The organism is Brucella sp. NBRC 12950, assembly GCF_030268145.1.
In the GTDB taxonomy this organism is placed as follows: Bacteria; Pseudomonadota; Alphaproteobacteria; order Rhizobiales; family Rhizobiaceae; genus Brucella.
Genome location: NZ_BSQC01000010.1, coordinates 211,753 through 229,565 on the forward strand (window position 1 = coordinate 211,753; position 17,813 = coordinate 229,565).

The following is a 17,813-nucleotide window of genomic DNA, read 5'->3' on the forward strand; positions in this document are numbered from 1 at the left end:
TCATCGTCGAAGGCTCGCAGTGTTAAGGAGAATGTATTGATGTGGCTCGGTGCGAAAAGTACTGCGCCGGCGTGGTACCCAAGGCCTTCTTGAACATCGTGATGAACGCGTTCACTGACTCGTATCCAAGTTCGGCAGCAACATTCTGCACTGCCTCGCCACTTGCCAGTTCACGAAGGGCGACAACAAGGTGGAGTTGCTGTCTCCAGCGACCGAACGTCAGCCCAGTCTCGCGGATTAGCAGCCGCGCAAGTGATCGGTCGCTCATTGCAAGGTGCTTCGCCCAATCGCTCAACGTGCTGCGATCTGAAGGTTCAATCGTCAGTGCGTGTGCCATTGCCCGGATCTTCGGATGGTTTGAGATCGGCAGGTTGAACCGCTCATATGGCATCTGCGCAAGTTCGTCGAGGATCACCCGCGCGATCCGAGCGGCATGGCTGTCGGCGAGATAGTCCGCACGTTCGCGAGCAAGCCGATCGACCATCTCGCGGATCATTGGGGAGACCGACAGTGTGCAACTGTTTCCGGGCAGGTTCGCTGCGCCCGGCTCGACGAACAGATAGTTGAGCCTTGCATTGGCAGTTGCGCGCGCACTATGGGGCAAACCGCCTGGAATCCAGACTCCGCAATTAGGAGGCACGATCCAGATCTCGTTTCCTGCCACGCAGGTGACGGCTCCATGTAGAGTGAGGATTAACTGCCCCTTGCGATGTACGTGCAGAGGTACTTCCTCCTCATGTTCCGCGAAATCCAGCTTGTGAGCAACCGCAGGCAGAAGGGTAAGGTCGGGATCGAAAACGGAAACAGCAGATCGCACGGAAGACATCAGAATGACCATTTTTAGGTATTTTATGGCATAATACCGAATTTATATGCCTTTGAAAATGGGGCACAACTGGGGGCATGAATACTGCGCCGTCCATAAATACCTTCTCAAACAAGGCTGTTGCAGCCGTGTTTCAAGCTGGAACAACCTTCCTGCGCACGCCGATCATCAAGGCGGACGCGGATGCGATCCTGTTTTCGGCCAAGAGTTTTGTCGCAGCAATGTTGGCCTACTACATTTCGTTGAGTATCGGGCTTCCCAAGCCGTTCTGGGCAATCATCACCGTCTACATAGTCTCGCAGACATCTGCTGGGGCGTCCTTAAGCCGTGGAGTCTATCGGTTCGCTGGAACCTTCGTCGGCGCGGTCGCGACGGTCACGATCGTCCCGAATTTCGTCAACGACCCGATGATGTGCAGCGCGGTGCTTGCAGGCTGGATCGGCCTGTGCCTGTTTTTCTCGTTGCTTGACCGCACACCACGCGCTTATGCCTTCGTTCTTGCCGGCTATACCGCGAGCTTGATCGGGTTCCCGAGTGTTCTTGATCCAGGCGCGGTTTTCGAAACGGCGTCGGTGCGCGTCCAGGAGATCTCGATTGGGATTCTGTGCGCCGTCTTGATTCATCGCTACATTTTGCCGAAACGCATGACAGGACAGTTCACCGGCAAGCTGGCGGCCACGCTGCGGGACGCTCGTCGGCTGGCAGGCGATGCACTAAATGGAAATGCGGAAAAAAACCGGCGCGACCGCCACCAAATCGCAGCGGACTTGTTAGCAATTAAGGGGCTTGCGACGCATCTACCCTATGATCCAGCTCCAACACCACCAAGGCAGATACTGCATCATATCCATGACCGGCTTGCTCGTTTGCTGTGGCTCGCGGCCGAGATCGAAGATCGGGTTCAGGCCCTTGGCATAGTGGATGCACATGCGCTTGATGACCTCGTCGCATTGGTCGGGGACGTCAGGGCCTGGGTCGCAAGCGTGGAGCCGCAAGGAGGGGAGGCTACCGCAGCTCAACTCATCGCGCACGCACGATCAGTCCAGAAGTTGTTTGGCGCCAACGCTACGATGCCCGGCGACAGGCTTGCCGCCAACCTGGCAGGTCACCTCGCGGAAATGGTCGGTCTGCTACAGGACTGCGACAGGCTGGAGCGGAACATCGCAGCGACCGGGCCGTCCGGCGATGCCACGTTACTTCATGGGGCAAAGCGAGCGAAGGGATATATCTATCACCGCGATACCTGGATGGCGGGGCGCACTGCACTCGGCGCGGTCATCGGCATTCTCATTGGCTGCGCCTTCTGGATCTGGACGGCATGGCCGGAGGGCGGAATGGCCGTCTCCATTCTCGGCGTCTGCTGCACCCTGTTCGGTAACTTCGATGCGCCTGTGCCCTTTGTCGTCAAGTATATCGTCGGCTCCATCTACGGGGTCATAATCAGCCTCATCTATAGCTTTATCATCTTGCCCCAGGTCTCGGAATTTGGGGTTCTTGTCGCCGTGCTCTCCCCGGCTTTCCTGTTTGCCGGCTCTTTGCAGGCACGCCTTCCAACAACATTCATGGCGCTTGGCATCACGCTGACCATTCCGATCCTCTCGACGCTCGGCCCCTACTACACCGGCGACTTCGCCACCTCAATCAACAGTGTGATCGCTCTGTTCGCGGCTGTGGGCTTCGGCGGCGTGAGCATGTCCCTGTTCCAGACGGTATCGGCTGATGGGGCTACTAAACGCTTGCTTCGCTTGAGCCGCCGCGACGTTAGCCGACGCGCGCTCGGGAATGCGCCGAACGAAGCGCGCTGGACAAGCCTTATGATCGATCGGACGGCTTTGCTGCTGCCGAGGGTACAGCTGACCGGCACAGCCTATCCGGACGTGCTCGACGATGCTTTACACTATCTTCGCATCGGGCATGTTGCCGGACAGCTTCGCAAGACGGCCCCACAGATCAAGGGTGACGCCCGCGTCGAATTGAGAGAGCTTCTATCAATCATCGCCAAGCTCTTCATGGGTGGGAAGCAGTCAACGCCTTCTGACTTCCTCGATATCGAGAAGCGGATAGAGATCTTGATCGAGAAGGTGGTGGCCAGCGCGCTCAGGAATCGCCTGCAGATTGTCGATCTGCTCATCGACCTGCGGTTCGCGGTCGGTTCCCCGGTGGAAGGGAGGGCCAAGACCGATGATCATTGACCTCAAGCTCGGAGGCGTTCTCATACCCGGTCTCGTGGTTCTCGCGTTCATCTCGCTGGTCGCCACCATCGCGGCGGTCCTCCTGTTCGCCGCCTCTGGTCTCAATCGCCTGTTCGCTTATCGGGCGCTGGTCGAAATAGCCACCTTTGTCATCATCTATGGTCTGCTCGTGCAGTACCTGTCATCAATCGGACCCCTGCCTTGAAACCTATCCTATCCGTGCTTGGGCGCTACGCACTGACCCTTTGCCTTGTAACAGTCTCGGCCTTTATCGCGCTGAAGGCGTGGAATCACTACGAGCGGACACCTTGGACCCGCGACGGACGGGTTGGCGTCGATGTCGTACAGATCGCACCGGAAGTATCCGGCACGGTCAGCTCAGTCTCCGTGGTTGATAACCAATATGTGCGTCGGGGCGACATCCTTTATGAGATCGACCCTGAGCGGCTCAGGCTGGCTGCAGCGTTGGCAGAGGCTGAGGTCGATGCCAAGCGCCAGGATATGATTGTTCGCCAGACGACGGCTCGGCGGCACAGTCAGCTAAAAGACGTCGTCTCCCGAGAGGCGGTCCAGCAATCGAGCGGCGCGGCTGCGGTCGCAGGCGCAGCCTATCGATCAGCGCTGGCAACGCTCGATCTAGCCAAACTCAACCTTGCCCGATCGACTGTCCGCGCGCCGGTCGACGGGTATGTCACCAATCTGAGGCTCCGTCCGGGCGACTATGCGACGGCTGGTGTGACGAAGGTCGCCGTCCTCGACGCCGCTAGTTTCTGGATCACCGGCTATTTCGAGGAGACGAAAATACGGCAGATCCGCATTGGTGACCCCGCACGGATCATGCTTATGGGCTTTGATCAGCCCATATCAGGGCATGTCGAAAGCCGCGGCCGCGGGATCGACAACAGCAACGACGCGCCCGGCCATCTCGGCCTACCCAATGTGGCCGCGACGTTTTCCTGGGTGCGTCTTGCCCAGCGCATCCCGGTGCGCATCCATATCGAAAAGGTGCCGTCCGGCATTGAACTCGCGGCGGGTATGACAGCAACAGTTGAAATACTCCCCTCAGATCTTGAGGCCGGAGCGAGCAAGCGACCGTGATGGCCATATCAATTGGCCACTACTGGATGAATTGCCGAACTCCTTTGAGCGCAACTATTGACTTTGTGTGGTTTGATCTTGGTAAGTTGCGGATGCCGTATTTACCGTAAACATGCGAAGAATTCTGACCATCATAGTCCAACATTCGCAATCGGCGCAGGAGAGATGTCCTATGACTGCCAACGCTCCCAGTGACTCACAGGGCGTCCGAGATGATGAAGGCACCTGTTTTGGCCGCTTTAGGATATTTCCTCGCCTGCGAATTCTCATGCGCGACGGGTTCAAGGTTGAGATCGGCCCGCGTGCAATCGACATTTTATGGCTTTTGATAAGAGCCAATGGTGAGCTAGTTACAAAAGATTATCTCCTCACAACGGTCTGGTCCGGCGCTGTCGTCGAAGAAAACAACCTGCAAGCACAAATGTCTGCGATAAGGCGTGCTCTGGGTTCCGATCGGGATATGATCAGGACAGAGTTTGGTCTCGGATATCGGCTTGTCAAAAAGCAAAACCCCGAGGCAGCCGCGGAACGGGTGCTCGACAAGCCAGCGACACGAGCGCTTCCTATTCCGCTTACCCCGCTGCTCGGCCGAGACCGAGAGCTGCTGGAACTTGGCGGATTGTTCGTTAAGTCTCGCCTTCTAACAATCGTTGGTTCTGGAGGCGTCGGAAAGACCAGATCCGCACTTGAGTTTGCGCAGCGCCTAGCTGATCGAGATGGTCATGATGTGCGGCTGGCGGAGATGGCCAAAATCTCCGACGCTCAACTCGTCCAAGCGTCACTCGCAAACGCACTCCTGATCCCTAGTCTGGACATTCACCACATCAGGGAGGCTGTTGGTGGCAGCAAGGCAAGTCCGCTCACACTCATCGTCGACAATTGCGAACATTTGTCTGGTGCGATCGCGGAAGCAATCGAAGTGCTGCTGACAAATGCACCCCATATCAAGATTTTGACGACCAGCCAGGAACCACTAGGAATTAGTGGGGAGCAGGTCTACCGGCTAAGTCCGCTGGCCATGCCGCCGCAAAACGTCACCGATATCAAAATTGCTCTGCAATTCCCCGCTTTTGCGCTTCTCGTGGAACGCGCTTCGGCCAATGTTCCGGCTCTCCAGGTCGATGTAGAGTTGACCAACGCTATTTGCCATCGGCTTGACGGATTACCGTTAGCTCTAGAGCTGGCTGCAGCTCGCGTCCCCACACTCGGCCTAAGCGGCGTTCTGGCAGCCTTAAATGATCGTTTCAATCTGCTTACAGCGGGGCGAAAGACTGCTCTTGCCAAGCACAGGACGCTTCGGGCGACCGTTGATTGGAGCTATCATCTGCTAGATGCGGACGAGCAATTGATGCTCAGGCGCATATCAGTGTTTTCCTCTCCCTTTGATGTCGGCGCCGTTCGTGCCGTCGCCACACCAGAGAATAGCGATCCCTGGTATGCGATCGACGTTCTCGGACGACTGGTTAGCAAGTCCCTGTTGCTGCTGGATTTGAGCCAGACTAGACCGCAGTATAGATTTCTTGAATCCATTCAGTTTTACGCACTGGAAAAGCTAGCGGAAGATGCAGATCTCAATGGCATCATGAAACGATATGCCACCTTCATCTTGACTGCGGCTCGCCGTGCGAACGAAGATTGGAAGACGCTCCCGACGGATGAATGGCGGTCAACCCACGCAGGCGTCATCGATGACATCCGCGGCGCTCTTGACTGGTCGTTTTCCGCCAACGGTGACGTCCAAGTTGGAACCAGTATATTGGCATGCGCAACACCATACTGGGTGCAGCTATCACTTCATGCAGAATGCCGAAATCGCATTTCGCAGGTGCTAGAGAGGTTCGCAGATTCCCTGTCACCCAACGAGGAAATGTCTCTTCAAGCAGCACTCGGAACCGCACTTAGCTGGGCTGTCGGACCCGTATCGGATGCGGGCGACGCGTGGCAAAGAGCGCTTTATTTGGCGCAGATCCATGCAGCTTTCGAGATCGAACTCCAAGCAAGGTATGGTCTTTGGCTAGTCTGTTTGAGATCCGGTCGATTTCAGGAATCGCTATACCATTCCCGAGAAATGCTACGGTGTTCAATCAATGCCGGTGATCCCGAATCTACAGCGGTCGCGGAACGGATTGAGGGAGTTTCACAACATTTTTTAGGAAATCACGATCTCGCACTCGTGCTTCTTGAAAGAAGCCTTCATTGGTTCGAGGTGAACCTGCCACCACAGAGATTTAGGTTCGGGCTCGACCAAAGGGTCGCCGGGAGATCGTTCCTTGCGCGGACGTTATGGGTTTTGGGTCGGGTTGACGAGGCTAAGGATATAGCTGCTCGCGCTGTGTCGGAAGCGACGCAGCTCGATCACGCCAATTCTTTATGCTGCGCACTGGCAGAAGGCGAATGCACTGTCCATGGTTTTGAGGGCGACTTCGAGGCAGTGCAGTGCGCAACCGCTTCCCTAAGGCATGAAGCCCGCCAGCATGGACTAGGATTTTGGGACACCTACGGTGCGCTATTCGATACCTGGGCGGCCGTGGAAAGTGGGAAAGCCATTCCATGGACTGAACTCTCATCCTTGGTCGACGCGGTCATCAAAGCTGGATTTCATCCAAAATACTCGAACCTTTTCAGTGACATCCTTCTCAACGCACACCGAAATGCGTGGGATAAAACTTTGCTGCTGCCTATATTAAATATCCTTGTGGAAGAAACGGATACTGATCCGTGCTGGGCGGATGTCGAATTCAGGCGCGCCGCATTTCATCTGGCTGGATCGCCGTCGGCGACAAGTGTTAACCTGTGGAACGAATTGAAGAATGCCCGCAGTCAGAATGCCCTGTCATGGGCACTAAAAGTCGGCATCGACCTTGTTTCCCTTAATGCTTCCGATGTGTCCCTCGACGAGGCGATCCGCGCGCTTGCCGACTTGGTCGAAGAACTGACTAGTGCTTCTAGCGGCAGGCATGTCAACGTGGCACGTTCGATCTGCAAAAATCAGATGCGCGGTGCAAAAAGTTAGTAATGTTTGCCATAGTCCGGTCTGGGTGCCGATTGCGGTAAGCTTTGTCGAGATTCATTTTAGTACATTTACTGAGTTCGCTCGGCGAGCCTGTACGACACGCGGTGCTGGCACACAGTCTTGCGGTCAAACTGGCATTCAAAAATTTCAGACGTCTGAAATTCCTCACCAAAGCTTCTGACCAAGCCGTGCACTACGGTCCAAGTTAACAGAAGCATTTTAAGCGGGCAGACGTTGCCGCGCTATCGAAGAGGAGTAAGGCTTTGGCTGAACTTGTCGCGGTTTATGCCGTCCCACATACACCGAATTTTGTCGTTGACGCGCAGCTCAATGGAGAGAAGTCAGAGGCAATGCGTTACTTTGCGGAAATACGCGCTCATTTTGAGGCCTCCAGACCGGATGTGATTGTTACGGTCAACAACGATCACTTCAACACGTTCTTCTTCGACAACTGGCCGACTTTTGCAATCGGTATTGCTGAGGCGACAGCTGGACCAAACGATCAGACTCCCGGCATGCCGTGGTATGATGTCCGCGTCGATGCCGCTGCTGGGAAACACCTGTTGTCGAGTATGATTGGCGCAGGCTTCGATTTCTCTTCCACGGTTGATTTCCAAATAGATCACGGCGCGCTCGTGCCACTCCATTTCCTGACACCAGATATGCATTTGCCGATCGTACCGGTCTTCATAAATTGTGTTGTGCCGCCATTGCCCGTCGCGTCACGATGCCTTGCCCTGGGCCGTTCGCTTGGAAAGGCAATACGGTCCTGGGATAGCGATATCCGCGTTGCAGTTATCACAAGCGGATCCCTTAGCCTGGAAATCGGTGGGCCGAGAGCTATTGTCGACAAGACTTTCGGAGTTCCCGACCCCGCCTGGGCTGCCTGGATTCTTCAGGAAATCAAGACTGGCAATTATGATAACCTGATCTCACAGGCAACTGAGGATCGTATGCTAGATGCGGGCAATGTAGCCGGCGAGCTTCTCAACTGGATTGTCGCTTTAGGTCTTGTAGGGGATGAAACCCCGGCAATCCTGATAAATCAGCCGGAATTGGGCAACGCCTTCGCCGCCTGGGACGTAAGGAGTGCGCAATGAATATTTACCTTATTCACACCCTCTGCCGCCGTGTTCTTCACGAAAAGGAGTTTCGCAAGCTTATCTTGGCGTCACCCGAGGCTGCCGTGCAGACTATGCCTTTTACAGAGGAAGAGCGGACAGCGCTGCTATCTGGCGACGTCGGCCGTTTAAACCGTGCCGGCGCATCCGGCTTCCTGCTGCTGATCCTGTCCCGGTTCGAGGTGTTTGGCTTGGCACTACCAATATTCAATCGCCGGATGCGCACAGGCAAACCGGAATAGCTGCCTCGATTCGAGTGGAATTCTCAAACATGGACACATGTAAACAGCTTCTCGCGGAGGAAGAGCTGGAGAAAATCCTGTCGGCTGTAATTTAATAGGGAGGATAAAATGAGCGAAGGTACGTTTCAAGAGATAGGTCCTATTCAACGACGAACACTCGGCAGCAGTTTCATCGGCTGGATGTTCGACGGGTTTGAGACCAGCACCCTGATATTGGTTGGGGGTATCGCAGCGATGTCGCTGCTCAGCAATCCGACACCCGATGAAGTCCGAATTGCCGTTGGATATGCGATCGGTGCGACTCTTCTGGGTTGGGCAGCCGGTGGCACGATCGGAAGCATCATGGCGGATCGGGTCGGTCGCAAGCTGATGCTCATGATATCGATCGCCGGATACTCTGTGTTGACGGCGTTAACCGCATTCAGCCACACGTGGACGGTCCTGATCGTACTGCGGTTTCTTACAGGGGTCTTTCTGGGATCCGAGTGGAGCACCGGAACCGCGCTAGTGGCGGAGACATGGCCAGATCGAGCACGCGCTAAAGCACTTGGCATTATGCAGTCCGGCTATGGTTTTGGATTTTTTCTTGCCGCAGGTCTTTGGCTCTTTATCCAACCAAATTTCGGCCCGGACGGATGGCGCTTGATGTTCCTTATCGGCGTGCTGCCTGCTTTCATCCTCATGTATATCCGCAGGAAGGTTCCGGAATCGAAAGTTTGGTTGGAGGCAGTTAAGGAACCGACGCCAGGTGAGACAATCAAGTTTCAAAAGGAAACTCGCTTGGCAATGCTGTTCGGCGATCCAGAAGGACTGAAGCGTGCAGTTGCCACCTTGGTTATGGCAGCTGTGACTGTGTCTGTGTTTTACGGAATATCCGCGCTCATCGGCCCCTACATCGGCGGGCTCGCGGCAAAAAAGGGACTGACTGCAAGTTCTTGGGCGGCCATCAGTGCACTCGTGTACAATGGCGGCGCCATCGTGGGTTACATAAGTGCAGGCTTCATCGCCGACCGCATTGGTCGTAAGCCCTATATGTTTGTGATGTTCGGTGGAGCAATTTGCGCCGGCGCAGTCCAGGCCTATGTGCCTGAAACGCTGACGTGGTCGCTGGTGTCGGTCTTCATTCTCGGAATATTTACGCTCGGTGTTTTCTCCTGGATGCCGATCTATCTGCCTGAACTCTTCAAGACAAAAGTTCGATCGACAGCATCGGGCATCGTCTTCAATCTTGCCCGGCTCGTCTCATTCCCTCTTCCGATCATGACAGCTTTCTTGTTTTCGACCTTGGGCGGCTTTCATATGACTGTCCTCTCAATGGTCCTTCTTTATGTCGTGGCGATTTTTGCACTCTGGTTCCTGCCAGAAACCCGCGGCAAGCCTCTTCCCAAGTAACTACAATAATTCAATAAGGAGACGTGCAATGAACCTCGAAATCGAAGGTAAGGTAGCTATCGTGACCGGAGCAAGCGCCGGGATTGGCCTCGCAGTTGCGGAAGAACTTTTCACAAATGGAGCGCGCGTGCTGATCGTCGCAAGAGACCAGGCGCGACTGACGGAGGCGGTTAGCAAGTTGGCGCCAAAGGCCGCAGGCCGCGACGCCGACATCGTTGCCTTGGCCGCAGACGTCTCGAAGCCGGAATCAGCTCAGCTGATTGTCGACCGTGCTATCAAGGCGTTGGGCGGGCTCGATATCCTAGTTAACAATGCCGGGCGGGCTCACGCTGGAGGATTGCTAACTTCAACGGAGGCTGACTGGGAAGAGATGACGGGAGTCAAGCTGACGTCAATGCGGCGGCTTTGCAAGGCGGCCATTCCCCATATGCAAACGAACAAATGGGGGCGCATCGTCAACATGTCCTCCATCGGTGGTATCTACCCCAATCCCAAGCTATTCGTTTCCCATGTTCTAAGTGGTGCCATCAACAATCTTACGAAATCGCTTGCTTTGGAAGTCGCAAAAGACGGTATTCTTGTGAATGCTATCGGAATTGGTGCAGTCGCAACCGACAACTGGGCGAACAACATGCTACCGGCTGTGCGCCGCTCGCGCCCGGAATTTACGGATCTGTCGGATGGCGAAGTTATCGCCCGCATCTCTGCTGAATGCACCCCAATCGGACGCGCTGGCTCAGCTCGGGAAATCGCTGCTATTGCGGCGTTCCTTAGCTCCAACAGGAATGGCTTCGTGACCGGCGATACAATTGAGGCATCCGGTGGTGCTGACCGCTTCATGTAATCCGATCGACTAAAGCGACTGCCGGTCTGAGCTCGGAACGGCAAAGGCGTGTTTTATCCAGCCTTGTTCCCGGCGATTAGCCGGGAACAAGGAAACCGTTTCTAATCAATATTCAAAAATTTGGAGTGCTGCGATGATCAAGATTAATGTCACCGCGGATGAGGCGCTTGCGTACCATCTCGAGCCCAGCCCTGGAAAATACCAAATGAATGCTTCCAAGCCGCTGAGGACACCGCGCGACCTATCGCTGGCCTACAGCCCCGGCGTGGCACACCCCGTTCGGGCTATAGCAGAATGCCCTAGTGCTGCTTACGATTATACCGTGAAGGGGAATATGGTCGCCGTGATTTCCAACGGCTCCGCAATCCTGGGTCTCGGCAATCTGGGTGCTCTTGCTTCCAAACCCGTGATGGAGGGCAAAGCAGCGCTCTTCAAGCTCTTTGCCGATATCAATGCTATCGATATCGAGCTAGACTCCGGAGATGTCGACGAGCTGGTCAAGGCGATCCATTTGATGCAGCCAACATTTGGTGGTATCAATCTGGAAGATATCAAAGCTCCTGAATGCTTCCTCATCGAGGCGCAGCTCAATAAAATAATGGATATTCCCGTCTTTCATGACGACCAGCACGGAACAGCAGTCATCGTGGCCGCGGGATTGATAAACGCGTTGATGCTTGTCGACAAGAAGATCGAGAACGCCAAAATCGTACTCAACGGCGCAGGAGCGGCCGGAATTGCATGCTTGAAGCTTTTGCATGCGATAGGTGCTCGACCGGGCAACACTATCCTTTGCGACTCGCAGGGGATCGTTTGGGCTGGCCGGGAAAATAATATGAACTCCTGGAAATCTGATCTCGCAGTCGACACCCCTGCAAGAACACTGGCCGAAGCACTCGTTAACGCCGATGTGTTTATTGGAGTATCGGTCAAGGGTGCCCTGACAGACCAAATGCTTCGGTCCATGGCTAAAGACCCGATTATATTTGCGTTAGCTAATCCGGATCCTGAGATCACCCCTGAGGAAGCGCTCGAGTCGCGCAGCGATGCGATCGTCGCAACCGGGCGCTCCGACTATCCCAACCAGGTGAACAATGTGCTTTGCTTTCCATTCATTTTCCGGGGAGCACTCGATGCGCGAGCCAGAGAAATAAACAACGAAATGAAAATTGCATGCGCGTTCGCACTTGCTGCACTTGCTCGCAAAGCGGTCCCAGAAAGTGTCAAACTCCTCCACAGCAAAGACCTCTCGTTCGGGCGCGACTATATCATACCGTCGCCATTCGATCCCCGTTTGCTGAGTGAACTCGCCCCCGCCGTCGTGCGCGCCGCTCTTGAAACTGGCGCATCGCGAATTGCATTAGACTTTCGTCAGTACAAGAATACGCTTGAACTTCGCATACCAGGCACGTGGAACTCGTCGACAGTTTAGGGAATGCTGTTGTTTAGCTTGATGGGTACTATTTTCCCCGCACCGTGATCGGCAAGGTTTTGTCGCCGGTTTTATCCGATGTAAAAGGTGTGACAGAACCTGGACCTAAACAAATTGAACAACTTGCAATCACTTTCAAGCGATTTGCTCGTCTCTTCAAGTTGGTCGAAGCTGCAATCGCGACACAAAGCGCTCTTACGTTCTCGACGTCCATGTCGTTCTGTTTGTAAGTGAGCATCATGGATGCGGCCTGGGCGAGACCTTCCTGCCATTGTTGAGCAAATCGAAGTCGCCCCGGATCGTAATGAGCAGCAGCGGGCTCAGCCAGCTCGCCGATGCTTTGGACATCCGGAGCGAAACCTGGACTGTCGGATTTGTTGGATAAAGTGACTCAAAATCGGCGCTCGCCATGCTGACTGCCAAACTCGCAAAGAAGCTGGAGAGCGAGGGGATTAAAGTGAACTCTGTAGACCCTGACCTGACTCCCACTGACATGACCGGGACCAGCCCGTGTCAATCGCCCGAAGCATGTGCTTGCCTGGCAGTCGCACTTGCGACGATCCACGCATTCGGTCGCTCGGCAGGTTTCTACGCTTATTCCTCATCGGGGGGCTTGTTCTGAGAAACTAGTGACTGGTGATAGCCGCGACGGCGAAACACAGCGATGCAATTGCCCCTTGTTGATCCGTTTCATGGGTGCAGATCCATTCGGAATCGAGCGGAAGCAATCACGCCTCGGGTTACTCCAAGAAACGCGGATGATTGGGGGCGTAGCCGAAATTAATCTTATGATGACGGCTGTGTCCGAACGGTGAGCTTATGTCCATCCGGATCGCGAAGATAGGCGACGAAAGCTCCGTTCGGACGCTCCGTGGGCGGGCTCTCGATTGCTCTGCCACCATGTGCGGTTCCGGCCTCATGCCACGCTAGAACATGATCGCGGCTCGCTGCGGCGATACCGATCGTTCCACCATTTGCTACGGTCGCCGGATTACCATCGATCGGTGTCGTGATCATCAGCCGGCCGCCCGCGTGAGCATAGATAAGCCTGCCTCTGGTGTCCATCTCGCCGGGATTCCCGCCCAACGCAACGAAGGTGGCGTCGTAAAAGCATCTGGCCCGCTCCAGGTCATTACTGCCGATCATGACGTGAGTGAACATCTCGCGACTCCTGTGAAATACCTTATAGTCCCTGTGCTAACTTATTATGCCGAGCCATGGGGCAAGCTCCACAATTTCGGATGAAGTAAAACCCGCTGCCTATTTGGCACCCTTTACAGAATACAAAATTCTGGATTGAAATCGACATTGTGTCCATAGCCTCAATTTGTCCAGAACCGTAGGAGTATTTTTCCACAACCAATATACCTCAGTCGCACGCGCCTTCCGGCGAAACGAGCTCGTTCCACGACCCCGCTTCGGTCATTGCCGATAACAACCTCTTCGCCTGAGCTGACCCTCGAAGCGAGCGTCCACCGCCCGAAGTCGCCTCGCTCGTCGGTTCAGTCAGCAATCAAGCGCTTTGCCAATTTGTAAACCTGTTGAACGCCGCGTGCAGTCAAATCCCAGCTTGCCACTTCCTGACGAACTAGTTCCGGGTGCTTCTTGCTGATGTCCCGCAACGCGTTACCGACGGATTTTCGCAAGTATTCACTTTCTTCCCCTCTTTGTGCCGAGAGTAGCCCAACAGCAACGTCAGGCCTGTCTCGGAAATAGGGGCGAGCCGTCCATATCCTCAGCCCCTCTGTCACAGCACGGCGTGTATTGGGAATAGCGGCAGACAACCAGTCGCGGATAATTGGAAGCGCCGCCTCATAGCCAGTATCTCGGCAGAACTGATCAAACGCCTTGGCAAGTATTTCCTGTACCCGCCAGTCATCGTCGTTGCTAACCCGATGTTTTAAAATGTGCAGGGCGTCTAGATCCAATGCTGCCAGATGTCCAAGTAAGAAAGTGCCCACGCATCTCGCCTGATGGAACTCAGAGCAGAGAAGCTCAAGCGAAATTTGCTTGGATCGAGCCGCATCACCAGACAAGATGATTTCATTCGCGGCGAGTTGCAAATCATTAAAGCCGTGTTCTGTTTTCCTTGATCTTTTGACAATTTCTTCGATGGTTTCCATTTAGCCCTACCGTTCTGGAAAAGAGGGTATCAGATGGCTACTGCGACCGAATAGCTACAATAATCACAAAAATCAGTGAATAACTTCCCCGATGACGTTTCCTTGCTGGAAGCTACCAGTTCGCCTTCGACCCCATGTATAAGGACTGTTGGGCAAACGTCGCGCCCCAAGCGGTCGGACGGCTATGCGCCAATGCGGTCGCGCATAGACTTGAGTGCTATTATCGAAATCAGTCCCTGCCCAAAGCAACTAGCGTGTTTCTGGGTTAAGCGGCCAAGCGCGAAATACGGCTCAGTCCGCACAGATAACCTTGCTCATATTGATACCTGTCACTTGGAAACCTGTGGCTTCATAAACGTGGCGCGCCCGATCATTGCTAGCGGCAACACGTAGTTTAAGCTGCTCAAACCCCAGACCTCGCATCCCATCCTCAAAAGCTGACAGGACTTGTCGGGCAAGTCCTTGTCCACGATATCTCTCAAGGACGCAGAAATCGTAGATGAACGCTGACCGCGTGGACAAATCAGGTTTATACCAGAGATATCCGATAAGCTGCTCTGCGGTGCTGTTTTGCTGCATAATGCTCTGCAAAACATGCCCCTCCGTTTGAGCACCATCTGGAAGGTTAGAGACAATTTCTGACCGAGCCTGAACGAGTGCGGCTTCCTCAGAAAGCCTGTAGTTCACCGATATCTCGGCAGCGTAATCTGGGACAAAATAGTCCAGGTAGGCCTGATAGCTCTCGGCGTCCATAGGTCTGAATACGATCATCGCGCAATTCCTTTGCCGGAAACGCTCGCTTGAGCAACGGTCTCCAAAGCTCCCCTTAAGGCTTAAGCACAGCGTTGTCACACCATTATCTTCGGACTGGCGGTTTGTTACTGGAAAGATACGCTTACGTCGGCTTCCACCTAATTATGAACGAATCCTGACTGTCAGCAACCCACCCCGTGGCAGACAGAGGCTCTCCTTGGGTTGATGACCTTCACTCAATTGATCGAGATTGCGTAAGTGCTGTTCATCCTCGTGAACTAATCGCCCTCCCCATGCAGTGCCTTATTCAAACCGAGCACGACAGCCTGCCAGGAACGCAAAATCTGTTCAGACGGCTGGGTCCTCGAATATCAAACCTCGATAGTAAGCAGGGCAGATTTGTAGGAGTGCTTTTGATTTTGGTTCCAAGTCAAGAAACTAACGCAACGACGCCACTTTGATTCACGAAGGAACAATTCTGAATTGGAGTGAAGCGGCTGAAAAATATCACAGCCAGTCTCGCTAAGTACTGTCTCGAGAGCTCACTGATTTATCATTGATGGATCAGATTAATTTGCAGTTTCGACCCTGTGGCCTCTGCGTACCGACGCAATGTAGAAATGGATGGAGAAACTTTACCACCTTCAAGCCGAGCAATGGCCGATTGGGTTGTGCCAATACGTTTCGCTACATCGGCTTGCGACATCTTTGCCTTGGTTCTCGCCCTCAGAAGAGCTTCGACAAGAGCAAACTCTGCATCCGCTTCTTCATATTCCTTCTGGAATTCGGGATCGTTCATAAGGCGCTTTTTTAGGTCTGAGATCTTGGTCATGGCTTTATCTGCTTCATTCGTTGCGTTGCGAGCAACCCCGCCTCATCAGGAACAGGGTGAGATGCCTCCATGATTTCTACCCGGTCACACCTTGCAGCATAGCCATAGCGTGTGACAACCACACCTTCGAGTGGTCCCTGCCATATCCTCTCAAGCGCTGCTGCCATTTGTGATGAAGCTTTCCCAGCTCCTATGATAATTGTGCGACCTTTTGGTCGTTCGGGCAAAAAGCTTCCAATGGCAAGTGCTGGGTCTGCTGCATTGTCAGCTGCACGAAACAAGCCGTCAAAGAATGCTTTTGTGTCGGCAATCATGCAAATGCTCATTCAGTTTTGTTTACGGCGTCATCAACGGCAAGTATGTAACCATCAGGGAGATCGCCAACCAGATTGCGAACACGCTTGTTACGAATTGCTTCAATAATCTGCAAAACGGCCTGCTTTGCGCCCGCAACGCGTGACGGATGATCAGTATCAGCGGCAATATGCGGATAAAGCTTCATTCTGCCACCCAATTGTCGGGCAGGCGCAACATAAGGAGCAAGTGGACCGCTAAGATGCCCTGTTTTCGCATCGCGGAAAATATCTGCGTCAATAAAAGCGTAACGCACCTGTCCACTCTGCATCGCATCCGACAAGGCTTGAACATCAACCACTTCGCCTCGATCAAAGTTCACCACAGTGGCGCCCGGTCGCATGACCTTTAACAATGGAGCTCCAACAATGCCGCAGTTCCTATACGAGCCGCTAATCTCGTCGCGCTTGCCAAGACCAACATGCACACTCAGAATATCTGCATCGACACATGCGGCAACTAAATCATCGCTGTAATCAAAGCCCGCCGCAAGAATTCGCTCTTTATGGACAGAGCGTGCATAGACGGTCACATTCATGTGGAAGGCTTTTGCAAGCGTTGCGACCTCGCGACCGATATTGCCGAACCCAAGAACAGTAAGCCGCTTACCCTCGAGTTTTTCTGTCGGGTAAGCCTGAATATGAACTCCCGTGTCAAAACCGCCAGCGAGAACCTGCTCATGCAAATCATCAAGTGGCAAGTCAGGCATCACACTCAGAATAGCCTTCATCACCATCTGCGCTGTGGCACGGCTGTTACTGCCAGGAGTGTTCATCAGCGGCGCATTGCCGCCTATGCCCGTGCCCCCGCCCCATGAGGTCGACCCCATGTTTCCGGTTCCTGCACCAATACGTACACCACCGAGATTAAACAGAGCCTGTGATGGCACATGCGTCGCAGCAGCAATGACAGCGTCATAGCCTCCATTCCCCACCCCCATCATTTCTTCAGCTGTAGAGAGATGCGGCAGATAGTAGAAATTGATTACATCATGACGCATTTTTGCAGCGTTCTCCAGAACGCCGCCAATATGAAATACTCCACCTTGCGCATGGATAAAATCGGCAACTTCGGAGTGATCGGGGCGCCCATTTTCATCGAATTTCAAACCGACGAGATCGCAAATAAGAACTTTTTTCAATGCAGAAACACCTCTCCGGTTGAAAAGAAATTGGTTGCCGTTTCGAGTGTTAATCTCTGTCCAGTCTCAGGTTCAATGACGCAGCTGATCGGGCCAGCCGTTGCCAGTATGCGAAGAACTCCCTGAGCATATATTGATACTCGTCAACTTTGCATCTTGAGAGCGCAACAGATAGAGCTGCAAGATTTTCCGAATGCTTGCGAAGTTCAAGCAATTGATATGCCCGCTCCTCGGACGTCACAATATCTTGCTTGAAAGGCAAGCGCTCTTTATCCGCCTCCACGACCACATATTGCAAGACAGCAATCTTCGCTCGATACCAAGCGTATTGCAGGTTTTCTAACAAAAGTACAACACCTTCTTTACTGCGCACTCCGCCAACCCATGCGCGGAAATCTCCCGGCGTCCCCGGAAAAGCATTAATTTAAAATGCCGCACAGAGCCCTGCCT

Annotated in this window: 15 protein-coding genes and 3 pseudogenes; 10 read left to right on the forward strand and 8 right to left on the reverse strand. The window is 54.0% G+C overall.

What is annotated here, in order from left to right:
- Positions 1-22: 22 nt before the first annotated feature.
- Positions 23-826, reverse strand: a complete 804-nt coding sequence (locus QSJ70_RS17820; protein ID WP_285538357.1) for an AraC family transcriptional regulator — start codon at positions 824-826, stop codon at positions 23-25.
- Positions 827-903: 77 nt separating this feature from the next.
- Here QSJ70_RS17820 and QSJ70_RS17825 point away from each other — a divergent pair, with 77 nt between their 5' ends.
- The 10 genes and pseudogenes from QSJ70_RS17825 to QSJ70_RS27715 all read left to right on the forward strand — a co-directional run.
- Positions 904-3,018, forward strand: coding sequence for an FUSC family protein (locus tag QSJ70_RS17825; protein WP_285538359.1), 2,115 nt, complete (start codon positions 904-906; stop codon positions 3,016-3,018).
- Entirely contained in the window at positions 3,008-3,223 is a 216-nt protein-coding gene (locus QSJ70_RS17830; protein WP_285538361.1) for a DUF1656 domain-containing protein, read from the forward strand. Before QSJ70_RS17825 ends, QSJ70_RS17830 begins: the two co-directional genes overlap by 11 nt.
- Positions 3,220-4,116: an efflux RND transporter periplasmic adaptor subunit gene (locus QSJ70_RS17835; RefSeq protein WP_285538363.1), complete on the forward strand. Its 897-nt coding sequence runs from the start codon at positions 3,220-3,222 to the stop codon at positions 4,114-4,116. Before QSJ70_RS17830 ends, QSJ70_RS17835 begins: the two co-directional genes overlap by 4 nt.
- A gap of 172 nt (positions 4,117-4,288) precedes the next feature.
- Positions 4,289-7,129 carry an ATP-binding protein gene (locus QSJ70_RS17840; RefSeq protein WP_285538364.1) on the forward strand — a complete coding sequence of 947 codons (2,841 nt, stop codon included), beginning with the start codon at positions 4,289-4,291 and terminating at the stop codon, positions 7,127-7,129.
- 263 nt (positions 7,130-7,392) lie between these two features.
- Positions 7,393-8,229 carry a DODA-type extradiol aromatic ring-opening family dioxygenase gene (locus tag QSJ70_RS17845; protein WP_285538366.1) on the forward strand — a complete coding sequence of 279 codons (837 nt, stop codon included), beginning with the start codon at positions 7,393-7,395 and terminating at the stop codon, positions 8,227-8,229.
- Positions 8,226-8,492, forward strand: a complete 267-nt coding sequence (locus QSJ70_RS17850) for a hypothetical protein (RefSeq protein ID WP_285538368.1) — start codon at positions 8,226-8,228, stop codon at positions 8,490-8,492. The genes QSJ70_RS17845 and QSJ70_RS17850 overlap by 4 nt, the downstream gene beginning before the upstream one ends.
- A 108-nt stretch (positions 8,493-8,600) precedes the next feature.
- Positions 8,601-9,884, forward strand: a complete 1,284-nt coding sequence (locus tag QSJ70_RS17855) for an MFS transporter (RefSeq protein WP_215779971.1) — start codon at positions 8,601-8,603, stop codon at positions 9,882-9,884.
- Between the two features lie 28 nt (positions 9,885-9,912).
- Positions 9,913-10,728: an SDR family NAD(P)-dependent oxidoreductase gene (locus QSJ70_RS17860; RefSeq protein WP_285538370.1), complete on the forward strand. Its 816-nt coding sequence runs from the start codon at positions 9,913-9,915 to the stop codon at positions 10,726-10,728.
- A 133-nt stretch (positions 10,729-10,861) separates the two neighbouring features.
- Positions 10,862-12,127: pseudogene (locus QSJ70_RS17865) on the forward strand (malic enzyme-like NAD(P)-binding protein); the annotation flags it as partial.
- Between the two features lie 436 nt (positions 12,128-12,563).
- Positions 12,564-12,782 (forward strand): annotated as a pseudogene (locus QSJ70_RS27715) (short-chain dehydrogenase); the annotation flags it as partial.
- A gap of 164 nt (positions 12,783-12,946) precedes the next feature.
- On the opposite strand, the gene QSJ70_RS17870 reads toward QSJ70_RS27715, so the two are convergent.
- The 7 genes and pseudogenes from QSJ70_RS17870 to QSJ70_RS17900 form a co-directional block, all read right to left on the reverse strand.
- Entirely contained in the window at positions 12,947-13,321 is a 375-nt protein-coding gene (locus tag QSJ70_RS17870) for a VOC family protein (RefSeq protein WP_285538372.1), read from the reverse strand.
- A gap of 341 nt (positions 13,322-13,662) precedes the next feature.
- Positions 13,663-14,283 carry a DNA alkylation repair protein gene (locus QSJ70_RS17875; protein ID WP_285538374.1) on the reverse strand — a complete coding sequence of 207 codons (621 nt, stop codon included), beginning with the start codon at positions 14,281-14,283 and terminating at the stop codon, positions 13,663-13,665.
- A gap of 291 nt (positions 14,284-14,574) precedes the next feature.
- Positions 14,575-15,054, reverse strand: coding sequence for a GNAT family N-acetyltransferase (locus QSJ70_RS17880; RefSeq protein WP_252349194.1), 480 nt, complete (start codon positions 15,052-15,054; stop codon positions 14,575-14,577).
- Between the two features lie 535 nt (positions 15,055-15,589).
- Positions 15,590-15,868, reverse strand: coding sequence for a helix-turn-helix domain-containing protein (locus QSJ70_RS17885; protein WP_285538376.1), 279 nt, complete (start codon positions 15,866-15,868; stop codon positions 15,590-15,592).
- A 14-nt stretch (positions 15,869-15,882) separates the two neighbouring features.
- Positions 15,883-16,182 (reverse strand): annotated as a pseudogene (locus tag QSJ70_RS17890) (DUF4147 domain-containing protein); the annotation flags it as partial.
- A gap of 8 nt (positions 16,183-16,190) precedes the next feature.
- Complete coding sequence (locus QSJ70_RS17895; protein WP_285538378.1) at positions 16,191-17,363, reverse strand: NAD(P)-dependent oxidoreductase; 1,173 nt, start codon at positions 17,361-17,363, stop codon at positions 16,191-16,193.
- Positions 17,364-17,412: 49 nt separating this feature from the next.
- Entirely contained in the window at positions 17,413-17,736 is a 324-nt protein-coding gene (locus QSJ70_RS17900) for a hypothetical protein (protein WP_285538440.1), read from the reverse strand.
- Between the last annotated feature and the right edge of the window lie 77 nt (positions 17,737-17,813).